Raw genomic sequence first — 11,850 nt, forward strand, 5'->3', positions numbered from 1 at the left:
GAAAGGAACGTCGTGCGGGACCTGACAGGTAAACGGTACTGGCTCATCGGGGCCAGCGAAGGGTTGGGCCGCGCGCTCGCCGAACAATTGAGCCGCATGGGGGTCGAGCTGATCCTCTCGGCGCGCTCGGCGGACCGGCTGCAGGCGCTGGCAGATGATCTGCCGGGCAAGGCCAGCGCGGTGGCCGTGGACATCTCTGACACCTCCTCGGTGCGCGCGGCGGCCGAAGAGATCGGCGAGATCGATGGGATGGTCTTTCTGGCAGGCGTCTACTGGCCGCTCAAGGCCACGGAGTGGGACCCGGATCAGGTCGAGATGATGTGCGACGTCAACTTCACCGGCGCGGCCCGCTGTGTGGGGGCGGTGCTGCCGGCTATGGTGGCGCGCGATCGCGGACATATCGTGCTGACGGGGTCGCTCTCGGGATTTCGCGGGCTGCCCGGCGCTTCGGGCTATGCGCCGTCCAAGGCGGGGGTCATGGCCATGGCGGAATCGATGTATGCGGATCTGCGCAAAACAGGCGTCGATGTGCAGGTGGCCAATCCGGGCTTCATCAAGACCCGGCTGACCGAGAAGAACGATTTCGACATGCCCTTCCTCATGGAACCCGAAGAGGCCGCCCGCGAGATGGTCGAGCTGATGATGTCGGACGGGTTCAAGCGCAGCTTCCCATCGGTCTTTGCCAGCTTCTTCCGCCTCGGCCAGTTCCTGCCCGACTGGGCCTATTACCGGATCTTCGCCCGGGGCTAGACCGTCGCTGCGGCCCTGCACACGCCTGCACATCTTAAGTCTGCAAATATCCTCGCCGAAGGCAGGCCGTGCATCGGCCAAGTCGTGCAAAGCCAGGGACAGCGCGCATTGGTCCACTTGCCAAGGGCGTGTCTGTGCTGGACACTTCTCTCACAAGTTGAAAGGAGGCCGTCATGCTCGACATCAGCACCGCCAAGATCGCGAGGGTCATCTTGCTGTCCCGCGAAGGGAAAATGGCCGCCGCGCAGCTGCACGGCTTTATCGGCAGCCTCAATGAGGATGAACAGGCCTCGCTCGTCGCGGTCATGTGGATCGGGCGCGAGGATTTCGAGCCCGAGGACCTGGTCGAGGCCAAGCGTATGGCCCTGGCCGAGGCCACCGCGCCCACCGAGGAATACCTGTCGAACCAGCCGCTCCTCGCGGATTACCTAGAGAGCGGCCTTGATGCGCTGGGCGTCGATGTAACCGAAGCCGAGGATGATCTGCTGCGGCGCTAGGCAACAAAGCCCATGTTTTGCGGTCGTTGCACATTATATGAACGCTCGTTCAAAAAAAAGAATTGACGGGCCAATACCAAGCGTCACAGTATCCCATGACTCGCTGAGGAGGCGAGTACGCCGGGTCACCGGCATGGGAGGAGAATTGGTATGGCACACGCGGCGACCTCGGGTCAGCTGGAGACCTTTCCGCAATTGCTGGCGCGGAATGCGGCGCAGTTTGGCGACAAACCCGCCTATCGCGAAAAGGAATTCGGCATCTGGCAAAGCTGGACCTGGGTCGAGGCGCGGGACGAGATCGAGGCGTTGGCCTATGGCCTGCTCGAGATGGGTCTCGCCGAGGGCGATCACGTGGCACTCCTTGGCCCGAACCGCCCCCATCTCTACTGGACCATGGTCGCCGTGCAGATGTGCGGGGCCGTGCCGGTGCCGATCTACCATGACAGTGTCGGCGAAGAGATCGCCTATGTGCTTGACCATTGTGGCGCCCGCTACGTCGTCGCTCAGGATCAGGAACAGGTCGACAAGGTCATCGAGGTCAAGGATCGGCTGCCCACGCTGGAGGATGTGATCTATCTCGATCCGCGCGGCATGCGGAAATACGACCACACCCATCTGCGCCTCTTCGCGGATGTGCAGACCATGGGTCGTGGGGCCCATGACGCACTGGAGAAGGAGATGTCCGCCCGGCTGGCCAAGCAGACCGGCGCGACGACCTGCGTGATGCTCTATACCTCGGGCACCACGGGCCGGCCCAAGGGGGTGGTTCTTTCCAATGACAACATCATCCTGACTTCCAAGAATTCCGGCGAGTTCGACCATCTGCGCCAGGACGACGATATCCTCGCCTACCTGCCGCTGGCCTGGGTCGGGGATTTCATCTTCTCTGTGGGACAGGCCTATTGGACCGGGTTCTGCGTGAACTGCCCGGAGAGCGCCGAGACCATGATGACCGATCTGCGTGAGATCGGGCCCACCTATTACTTCGCCCCACCGCGGATCTTCGAGACCCAGCTCACCACGGTGATGATCCGGATGGAGGATGCAGGACGGTTCAAGAAATGGCTCTTTGACACCTTCATGGCCCATGCGCGGGAGGTCGGACCCAAGATCCTCGACGGCGAGTCCGTCAGTGCCATGGACAAGTTCAAATACGCGCTGGGCAATATCTTCGTCTACGGGCCGCTCAAGAACACCCTGGGCCTGAGCCGGGTGCGCGTGGGCTACACGGCCGGGGAGGCGATCGGGCCGGAGATTTTCGACTTCTACCGCTCGCTCGGGATCAACCTCAAACAGCTCTATGGTCAGACTGAGGCCTCGGTCTTCATCACCCAGCAAAAGGACCACGAGGTGCGCGCCGATACGGTGGGAACGCCGACTCCGGGGGTCGAGTTGCGGATCGCCGAGAATGGCGAGGTTTTCTACCGCTCGCCGGGTGTCTTCGTGCGGTATTACAAGAACGAGGAGAGCACGGCCTCGACCAAGGATGCCGAGGGCTGGGTGGCGACCGGCGATGCGGGTTTCATCGAGCCCGATACCGGGCATTTGCGGATCATCGACCGGGCCAAGGATGTCGGCAAACTCGCAAGCGGCGGCATGTTCGCGCCGAAATATGTCGAGAACAAACTGAAGTTTTTCCCGAATATTCTGGAGGTTGTCGTCTTTGGCGCCGATCGCGAGATGTGCACGGCCTTTGTCAATATAGACCTGACAGCGGTCGGCAACTGGGCCGAGCGGAACAATATTGCCTATGCCTCCTATCAGGAATTGGCGGGGCATCCGCAAGTGCTCGACACCATTCAGGGGCATATTGCCGAAGTGAATGAGAGCGTGGCGAGGGACGAGATGCTGTCGGGCTGTCAGATCCACCGCTTCCTCGTGTTGCACAAGGAACTCGATGCGGATGATGGCGAGCTGACCCGGACCCGCAAGGTGCGCCGCCGGATCATCGAAGAGAAATACGCGGATCTGGTCACCGCGCTTTACGACGGCTCTTCCAAGGTCTCGACCGAGACCGAAGTGACCTATGAGGATGGGCGCAAGGGCTCGATCAAGGCGACCCTGGATATTCGCGATGTGCGGGTGGCCGACACGGCGCCCCAGGCGGTGGCCGCGGAATGATCGGCAGACGCTCAGCTGACGCTTTCGCCCCTCCCGCCATCCCGCAGGGGGGTGGTGCATGACCCTGATCGGCGTGATCTTTTTCGCCCTCGGTTTTGGCGCCTCCTACGTCATTGGCCGCCGCGTGGGGAAATACGCGGACCTTGCGCAAGGGGCGTCGATCGCGCTGTGCGGGGTGGGCGGGCTGCTCTTCGGGATGCCGGCGATTTTGAATGACGGGCTGTTGCTGACGCTGTTGGTGCTCGGGGCCTACGGGATGATTGGGGCGCTGGTGTTTCGGGCCGGACGGCGCGCGCGGGAGGTAGAGAAATGAACGACATGTCCCCAGAGGGCTATGTGACCGAGGATGGCCGCAAGATCGGCGGGGTTCTGATGGAGATGCAGAACATCACCCTGCGGTTTGGCGGTGTCACGGCGATCAAGGACATCTCCTTTGACATCCGCGAGGGCGAGATCCGCGCGATCATCGGGCCGAACGGGGCCGGCAAGTCTTCGATGCTGAACGTGATTTCCGGTTTTTACGTCCCGCAGGAGGGGCAGGTCATGTTCCGCGGTGCGCCGCGGCGCAAGATGAAGCCCTATGAGGTGGCGCGCCAGGGGATCGCCCGGACGTTCCAGAACATCGCCTTGTTCGAGGGCATGTCGGTGCTCGACAACATCATGACCGGGCGGCTCAACCACATGAAGGCGACGATGCTGGACCAGGCTTTCTGGTGGGGCAAGGCGCAGCGTGAAGAGAGCGAAAACCGCGAGAAGGTCGAGCGGGTCATCGACTTTCTTGAGATCCAGAACATTCGCAAGACCCCGGTGGGGCGGCTGCCTTACGGCTTGAAAAAGCGGGTGGAACTGGCGCGGGCGCTGGCGGCAGAGCCGATGCTGTTGCTGCTGGATGAGCCCATGGCCGGGATGAATGTCGAGGAGAAAGAGGACATGTCCCGCTTCATCCTTGATGTGAATGACGAGTTCGGCACCACCATCGCCCTGATCGAGCATGATATGGGCGTGGTGATGGACCTGAGCGACCGGGTTGTCGTGATGGATTACGGCAAGAAGATCGGCGACGGTTCACCGGACGAGGTGCGCAACAATCAGGACGTGATCGACGCCTATCTGGGGGTCGCCCATGACTGATCACACAGCGTATTTCCGCGGTCGGCGCGGCGTCGGCCCCCTGTCGGACATGTGTCGGGCATCTGTATGCCTCGTAAAAGACTCGGGAATTGAGACAGGACATGCGCCCTTCGGCGTGGCTGGAGAGGGAGGGCACCATGCCTGATCAACTGCTTTTCGCAATGGAGGTCACGCTCAACGGTCTGATGGCCGGGGTGATGTATGCGCTGGTGGCGCTGGGCTTCGTGCTGATCTTCAAGGCCTCGGGGATCTTCAACTATGCGCAGGGCGTGATGGCTCTGTTCGCGGCGATGACGCTGGTGGGGATCCAGAAGGGGCAGGTGCCCTTTGCCCATCTGATCAACGCGATGTTCGGCACGAATATCCACTATTTCGGCTGGCAGGTGCCCGCGCTGCTGGCGATCCTGCTGACGGTGGTCGTGATGATCGGCTTCGCCTGGGCGGTGAACAAGTTCGTCCTGCGCCATCTGGTCAATCAGGAACCGATCATCCTCTTCATGGCCACCATTGGTCTCGCCTATTTCCTCGAAGGGGTGGCCGACCTGATGTGGGGCGCGGAGATCAAGAAGCTCGATATCGGACTGCCGCAGGGCATCAACGAGACCATCGACACGGTGACCTTTGAGATGTTCGGCTACGGGTTCTTCATCGACAATCTCGACATCGCGGCCACGGTGATTGCGGTCATCCTCGTGACCGGGCTGGTGGTCTTTTCGCAATACACCAAGCAGGGCCGGGCCCTGCGCGCGGTGGCCGATGACCACCAGGCAGCCCTGTCGGTGGGGATCAGCCTGAACTTCATCTGGGTGCTGGTCTGGTCCATTGCGGGTTTCGTCGCACTGGTCGCCGGGATCATGTGGGGCGCGAAATCCGGGGTGCAGTTCTCGCTCTCGCTGATCGCGCTCAAGGCCTTGCCAGTGCTGATGCTGGGCGGGTTCACCTCGATCCCCGGTGCGATTATCGGCGGGTTGATCATTGGGATGGGCGAGCAGCTCTTTGAATTCCTGATCGGCCAGCCCTTCCTCGGCGGCGCGACCCAGAACTGGTTCGCCTATGTGCTGGCGCTGTTGTTCCTCGTCTTCCGGCCCCAGGGCCTGTTCGGCGAGAAGATCATCGAGCGGGTGTGACCCGGTGCAGATGTCTCAGAACAGATCCGTGACCCACTCCCAGAGCCAGAGCACTGGCAGGGCGAGCGCGCAGAGGATCATCACCGGCACGGCGACCGTCAGCGGGGCGAGGAGATATGCCCCGGCGGCGATCAGTGCGAGGATCACCAAGGTGAGCAGCAGGTTCGAGGCAAGCCCGGCGATCAGAAGCGAGCGTTCGCCCCGCGCCGGCGTGGCCAGCCGGGTCTCGGCCGCGGCCCGCAAGAGCGCATCCTTGGCCATCTCGACATCGGCGTCTGACAGGGTTCCGGCGGCCCGGCGGGCCTCCAGGTCTTCAAGCTCCCGGGCAAGGGTCATGGCAAGGGCCTCCGGCTGGACGGGATCCGGGGTACCTGCGCGCAATGGCGACAAGGCGGTGTTTTCGCGGCAATTTCCGGGCGCTCCGCTGCGGCGCAGAAAAATGCTGCAGCCGCTAAGTAATTGCTGCACTGCATATATTCCCGTTTCGAGATACATATTGACGCAGCCCCCCAAAACAGGGCTTCATGGGCGGCAAAACCGGGGCCGTGGGGCCTCTGCGCCATGTATGGAGACGATTCGGTATGAAAAAGTTCTGGGCCATTGCCTGTGTGATTGCGTTTACGGCGTTCTGGACCTTCGGGTTTCTAGCTCTGTCCGGGCTGTTCGGGACCCGTCCCTTCGACTGGGCGAGCGCGCTGATCTCGCTGATCGGGCTGGGTCTCGGGGTCTATGCGCGGATCCAGATCAACGCGATGACCGCCGGCATCACCAAGGGGATGCATGTGCGCCCGACGCAGGGCGAGGACGAGTTCGCGGAGAAAGTGCACGCCTGAGCCGCGCTGCGCGCGCGGTGCCGTGCCGCGAGACAGATGAGATGATGACACCCCGTGCCCTCCGGTCGGAGCGCGCGGGGTTTTTTGTGTCGGCTCCGGGCCGGACAGAGGGAGGACGTGTCGATGTTCTATCGTGAGGCCGGGGACTTCAAAACGTCCTATACCGCGGACAGCCAGACCTTTCCGATCAGCTTTGATCGGTTCCGCTACTACGCGGTGCTGGCCGTGGCGCTGGGGATCATCCCCTTCCTGATCAATGATTACTGGGCCAGTGCGGTTCTGGTGCCCTTCCTGATCTGGGCAATTGCGGCGATCGGGCTGAATATCCTGACCGGCTATTGCGGACAGGTCAGCCTCGGGACCGGCGGGTTCATGGCGGTGGGGGCCTATGCCTGCTACAAGCTGATGACGGCCTTTCCGGATCTGAACATCGCGGCCTGTGTCCTGCTGGGCGGTTTGATCACCGCCGGGGTCGGGGTGTTGTTCGGCCTGCCGAGCCTGCGGATCAAGGGGTTCTATCTAGCCGTGGCGACGCTGGCGGCGCAGTTCTTCCTCGTCTGGCTCTTCAACAAGGTGCCGTGGTTCTACAACTACTCGGCCTCGGGCCAGATCAACGCGCCCGAGCGGACCATGTTCGGCTTCGCGATCACCGGGCCGAATGCGGATGCAGCGCCGAAATACCTGTTCTGTCTTGCGTTCCTCTTCGTGCTGGCCTGGCTGGCGCGGAACCTGACGCGGGGCACGGTGGGCCGGACCTGGATGGCGATCCGGGACATGGATATCGCCGCCGAGATCATCGGGGTGAACCCGCTCAAGGCCAAGCTCACGGCCTTCGCCGTCAGCTCGTTCTTCGTCGGGGTCGCGGGCGCGCTCTTCTTCAGCGTCTATCTGGGCGCGGTCGAGGTGGGCGAGGCCTTTGGCATCAACCAGTCCTTCCTTGTCCTCTTCATGATCATCATCGGCGGGCTCGGATCGATCTTCGGTTCCATCGTCGGGGCGGCTTTCATCGTGCTGCTGCCGGTTCTGCTGAAGAACATCATGGTTGGCGGGCTCGGCTGGGACACCGCCATCGCGGCGCATTTCGAGTTCGTGATCCTCGGCGGGCTGATCATCTTCTTCCTGATTGTCGAGCCCCACGGGCTCGCCCGGCTCTGGCAGCTGGCCAAGGAGAAACTGCGGCTCTGGCCGTTTCCACATTAACGCGCAGCCCCTCCGCAGAGGGGGGCGCGCAGACACGGACCGGGGCGAGGGGCTTCGGATACCAACACGACGCGAGAACCAATGGGAGGAAATCGCATGAAGATGAAACTCACGAGTATGGCTGTGGCCGCCACAATGGTCGCAGCACCGGTGATGGCCGATCTGGTCTATCCGTCCCTGTCCTATCGGACCGGGCCCTATGCGGCGGGCGGCATTCCCTTTGCCGACGGCTATGCCGATTACTTCACGCTTCTGAACGAGCGCGATGGCGGCATCGGCGGTGTCATGACCCGCGTTCTGGAATGCGAGACCGGCTACAACACCCAGAAGGGCGTGGAATGCTATGAGAGCACCAAGGGCGAAGGCTCGCTCGTGTATCAGCCGCTCTCGACCGGTATCACCTATCAGCTGATCCCCAAGGCCACGGCAGACGGCATCCCGCTCCACACGATGGGCTATGGCCGGACCTCTGCGGCGAATGGCAAGATCTTCAGCCACGTGTTCAACTATCCCGCCAACTACTGGGATGGGGCATCGATCATCGTGAACCACCTGCTGGCCGAGGATGACGGGCTCGAGGGCAAGAAGGTCGCGCTGCTCTATCACAACTCCGCCTATGGCAAGGAACCGATCCGCACCCTCGAAGAGCTCAGCGCCAAGCATAATTTCGAGTTCACCACCATCGCCGTGGACCACCCCGGTCAGGAGCAGAAGTCCCAGTGGCTGCAGATCCGCCGCGAGCGTCCCGACTATGTCGTGATGTGGGGCTGGGGCGTGATGAACCAGGTCGCCGTGCAGGAAGCCGCCAATATCCGCTTCCCCATGGAGAACTTCATCGGCAACTGGTGGGCCGGATCCGAGAATGACGTGATCCCGGCGGGCGATGCGGCCGATGGCTACAAGTCGCTGAACATGCACAATGTGGGCATGGACTTCCCGATCTATGCTGAGCTCAAAGAGCATGTGATCGACGCGGGCAAGGCCGCCGGTGCCGGCGATCAGGTCGGCACGGTGCTCTATAACCGCGGGCTCTATGCGGCGATGCTGGCGGCGGAAGCCACCCGCAAGGCACAGGAGATCCATGGCGAGATGGACATCACCCCGGCCATGATGCGTGACGGGATGGAAGCGCTCGAGATCACCGAAGCCCGGATGGAAGAGCTCGGCATGCCGAATTTCGGCCCGGCCTTCTCGGTGAGCTGCCAGGATCATGGCGGCGCCGGTCAGGGCAAGATCCAGCAGTGGGATGCCTCCGCCAAGACGTGGAACATCGTGACCGACTGGATCGGCTCGGACAACGAGGTGATCGACGCGCTGGTGATGGCCGATAGCGAAGCCTTCGCCGCCGAGAACAGCATCGAAACGCGCTGCAACTAAGCGCATTGGCCCCGGCCGCGCGTCGGCCGGGGTCGTTCACGAGAAGGGAATAACAGATGCGGTTCGGGATCCAGGCAGCGATGTGCAGCAGGCAGCGGCCCGCATCGGCACCGGCCATGGCCCCCGCCGCACCGGGTATGCCCGGACGGCCCGGCCAGATGCAGAGGCTCCCCCCCGGCACGACCGGCAACACGCCATACGCCGACCACCGTGGGAAATCCGCCATGCGCGGCAAGGGCGTTGGGTCCGCAGATACAGGATCGCGTCACGGGATGACCGGATGCACCCGGTTGGGCCGCAGCGCGCCTGACACGATGGCCAAAGGGGCGCCTTTCTCCGGAACCGGGCGTTCCGGGAAGAATTCCAGCCGCAGGACGGGCCCATGCCCCCGCGCGGCAGAGCTTTACACGAGGATGCGCCAGAGGCGCAGCGAAGGGGAGGTGGCGTAGCCATGCTCGATGCAGGTCGGACCGAGGAAACGCTCCTCGAGGTCAACAATATCGAAGTGATCTACAACCATGTGATCCTGGTCCTGAAGGGTGTCAGCCTGACCGTGCCCAAGGGCGGGATCACGGCGCTGCTGGGCGGCAACGGGGCGGGCAAGACCACGACGCTGAAGGCGATCTCGAACCTGCTGCGCTCCGAACGCGGCGAGGTGACAAAGGGTTCGATCCAGTATCGCGGCCAGCAGGTCGAGGATCTCAGCCCGTCGGACATGGTCAAGCGCGGCGTGATCCAGGTGATGGAGGGGCGCCACTGCTTCGAGCATCTCACCGTCGAGGAAAACCTGATGACCGGCGCCTATACCCGGACCGATGGTAGAGGCGCGGTCGCCGATGATCTGGAGCTGGTCTACAAGTATTTCCCGCGCCTGAAGGAACGCCGCAAATCCCAGGCGGGCTATACCTCCGGCGGCGAGCAGCAGATGTGCGCCATTGGCCGCGCGCTGATGTCCCGGCCCGAAACCATTCTGCTTGATGAGCCGTCCATGGGGTTGGCCCCCCAGCTCGTCGAAGAGATCTTCGGCATCGTCAAGGACCTGAACGAGCGCGAAGGCGTGTCCTTCTTGCTGGCGGAGCAGAACACCAATGTGGCCCTGCGGTTTGCCCATCACGGCTATATCCTCGAATCCGGGCGCGTGGTGATGGAAGGCCCCGCCGCCGAGCTGCGCGAGAACCCGGATGTGAAGGAGTTCTATCTCGGCATGTCCGATGACGGCCGCAAAAGCTTCCGCGATGTCCGCTCCTACCGCCGCCGCAAACGGTGGCTGAGCTGATTGCGTCTCATTGTTCCGGAAATACTCCGGGGGAGGCGCCTCGCGCCGGGGGCAGAGCCCCCAAACCGCACGCAGTGCGGGATGATGACTTGCGCCGCAGGCGCGCCGCGTGAGTGCCGCGGTTTGGGAAGGACCCCCGCATGACCGATTTCTATGATGACCTCGAAACCCGCAGCGCGGATCAGCGTGCGGCGGATCTCGCAGGGGACCTGCCCGCGCAGGTGGCCCGGGCCCAGGGGCTGTCCGGCTATAGCGCCAGCCTGTCCGGGATCGATGCAGGTGCCGTGACCGATAGGGCGGCACTGGCCACCCTGCCGGTGCTGCGCAAATCCACCCTCACCGAGGCCCAGACCCCGACCGCTCCGCTGGGCGGTTTTGCCGGGTCGGTCACCGGGTTTTCCCATGTCTTCCAGTCCCCCGGCCCGATCTACGAGCCGGGCGGGATCGATGGCGACTGGTTTCGGCTGGGCCGTTTCCTCCATGCGGCCGGGATCGGCGCGCAGGATCTGGTGCAGAATTGCTTCGGCTACCACCTGACCCCGGCGGGGATCATGTTCGAAAGCGGCGCGCGCGCGGTGGGGGCCACGGTCCTGCCCGCGGGGACGGGTCAGACCGAGTTGCAGGTGCAGGCGGCAGCCCATCTGGGATCCACCGCCTATGCGGGCACGCCGGATTACCTGAAGGTCATTCTCGACAAGGCCGATGAGATGGGCGTCGCACTGGGCTTTTCCAAGGCAGCGGTCTCGGGGGGCGCGCTCTTCCCGAGCCTGCGGCAGGCCTATGCGGATCGCGGCATCAGCTGTCTGCAATCCTATGCGACCGCAGATCTCGGCAATATCGCCTACGAGTCCCCGGCCATGGAGGGGCTGATCGTCGATGAGGGTGTCATCGTCGAGATTGTCCGGCCCGGCACCGGCGACCCTCTGCCCGAGGGCGAGGTTGGGGAGGTGGTCGTGACCTCCCTCAATCCGGATTACCCGCTGATCCGCTTTGCCACTGGTGATCTGTCGGCGGTTCTGCCGGGGCAGAGCCCCTGCGGACGCAGCAATCTGCGGATCAAAGGCTGGATGGGACGCGCGGATCAGACCACCAAGATCAAAGGGATGTTCGTGCGCCCGGAACAAGTGGCCGCCCTGGTCGCCGCCCATCCGGAAGTGACCCGCGCCCGCGTGGTCGCCGGGCGCGATGGCGAGATGGACACGCTCCTCGTGCGGATCGAGAGCCCCGGCGCGGATGCGGAGGCCTATGGCGCCTCCGTCGCCTCTCATCTCAAGCTCAAGGGCCGTATCGAGATCGTCGCCCCCGGGAGCCTACCGAATGACGGGCTGGTGATCGAGGACACGCGCAGCTACGACTGACAGGCCCCGCGCGCCCCGCGCCGCCAAAAGCGCGATCCGCATGCGGATCGCGGATGACGCGCCCGGGCGTTCTGTTGCGCCCGGCAGACACGGGCCCGAAGCAAGGCGGGTCCGCGCCGGGGGCCCGGGCCCCGGGCCCCCCCCCCCCCCCCGCGGGGGTGGGGGGGCGGCGGCGGCCCA

The 11,850-nt window shown here is 63.6% G+C and carries 12 protein-coding genes; 11 read left to right on the forward strand and 1 reads right to left on the reverse strand.

Annotation, left to right across the window (positions count from 1 at the left end; all coding sequences use genetic code 11):
- Nucleotides 1-12 precede the first annotated feature (12 nt).
- The 6 genes from ACP15I_RS20290 (at nt 13) to ACP15I_RS20315 (ending at nt 5,626) form a co-directional block, all read left to right on the forward strand.
- Nucleotides 13-750, forward strand: coding sequence for an SDR family NAD(P)-dependent oxidoreductase (locus ACP15I_RS20290; RefSeq protein WP_424976445.1), 738 nt, complete (start codon nt 13-15; stop codon nt 748-750).
- A gap of 173 nt (nt 751-923) precedes the next feature.
- Nucleotides 924-1,247 carry a DUF3775 domain-containing protein gene (locus tag ACP15I_RS20295; RefSeq protein WP_424968137.1) on the forward strand — a complete coding sequence of 108 codons (324 nt, stop codon included), beginning with the start codon at nt 924-926 and terminating at the stop codon, nt 1,245-1,247.
- A 150-nt stretch (nt 1,248-1,397) separates the two neighbouring features.
- Nucleotides 1,398-3,368 carry an AMP-binding protein gene (locus ACP15I_RS20300; RefSeq protein ID WP_424976446.1) on the forward strand — a complete coding sequence of 657 codons (1,971 nt, stop codon included), beginning with the start codon at nt 1,398-1,400 and terminating at the stop codon, nt 3,366-3,368.
- A 58-nt stretch (nt 3,369-3,426) separates the two neighbouring features.
- Complete coding sequence (locus ACP15I_RS20305; RefSeq protein ID WP_424968135.1) at nt 3,427-3,681, forward strand: hypothetical protein; 255 nt, start codon at nt 3,427-3,429, stop codon at nt 3,679-3,681.
- A complete protein-coding gene (locus ACP15I_RS20310; RefSeq protein ID WP_424968134.1) occupies nt 3,678-4,499 on the forward strand; it encodes an ABC transporter ATP-binding protein in 822 nt (273 codons plus the stop codon). The genes ACP15I_RS20305 and ACP15I_RS20310 overlap by 4 nt, the downstream gene beginning before the upstream one ends.
- Nucleotides 4,500-4,636: 137 nt before the next feature.
- Nucleotides 4,637-5,626 (forward strand): branched-chain amino acid ABC transporter permease, encoded by a 990-nt coding sequence (locus ACP15I_RS20315; RefSeq protein ID WP_424968133.1) that lies wholly within the window; start codon nt 4,637-4,639, stop codon nt 5,624-5,626.
- Nucleotides 5,627-5,641: 15 nt separating this feature from the next.
- Here ACP15I_RS20315 and ACP15I_RS20320 read toward each other — a convergent pair whose 3' ends face one another.
- Nucleotides 5,642-5,962 carry a hypothetical protein gene (locus ACP15I_RS20320; protein ID WP_424976447.1) on the reverse strand — a complete coding sequence of 107 codons (321 nt, stop codon included), beginning with the start codon at nt 5,960-5,962 and terminating at the stop codon, nt 5,642-5,644.
- Between the two features lie 245 nt (nt 5,963-6,207).
- On the opposite strand from ACP15I_RS20320, the gene ACP15I_RS20325 reads away from it, so the two are divergent.
- From ACP15I_RS20325 to ACP15I_RS20345, 5 genes are all read left to right on the forward strand, one after another.
- The gene (locus tag ACP15I_RS20325; RefSeq protein ID WP_424968131.1) at nt 6,208-6,459 is read left to right on the forward strand and encodes a hypothetical protein; all 252 of its coding nucleotides are present in this window, start codon (nt 6,208-6,210) and stop codon (nt 6,457-6,459) included.
- A 123-nt stretch (nt 6,460-6,582) separates the two neighbouring features.
- Nucleotides 6,583-7,659, forward strand: a complete 1,077-nt coding sequence (locus ACP15I_RS20330) for a branched-chain amino acid ABC transporter permease (RefSeq protein WP_424968130.1) — start codon at nt 6,583-6,585, stop codon at nt 7,657-7,659.
- A 96-nt stretch (nt 7,660-7,755) separates the two neighbouring features.
- Nucleotides 7,756-9,036, forward strand: coding sequence for an ABC transporter substrate-binding protein (locus ACP15I_RS20335; RefSeq protein ID WP_424976448.1), 1,281 nt, complete (start codon nt 7,756-7,758; stop codon nt 9,034-9,036).
- A gap of 451 nt (nt 9,037-9,487) precedes the next feature.
- Nucleotides 9,488-10,312, forward strand: a complete 825-nt coding sequence (locus ACP15I_RS20340) for an ABC transporter ATP-binding protein (protein WP_424976449.1) — start codon at nt 9,488-9,490, stop codon at nt 10,310-10,312.
- A gap of 140 nt (nt 10,313-10,452) precedes the next feature.
- Nucleotides 10,453-11,670: a phenylacetate--CoA ligase family protein gene (locus ACP15I_RS20345; RefSeq protein WP_424976450.1), complete on the forward strand. Its 1,218-nt coding sequence runs from the start codon at nt 10,453-10,455 to the stop codon at nt 11,668-11,670.
- The last annotated feature ends 180 nt before the right edge of the window (nt 11,671-11,850 follow it).

Origin of the sequence: Dinoroseobacter sp. S124A (genome assembly GCF_049801015.1) — a bacterium.
Taxonomy (GTDB): domain Bacteria; phylum Pseudomonadota; class Alphaproteobacteria; order Rhodobacterales; family Rhodobacteraceae; genus Dinoroseobacter.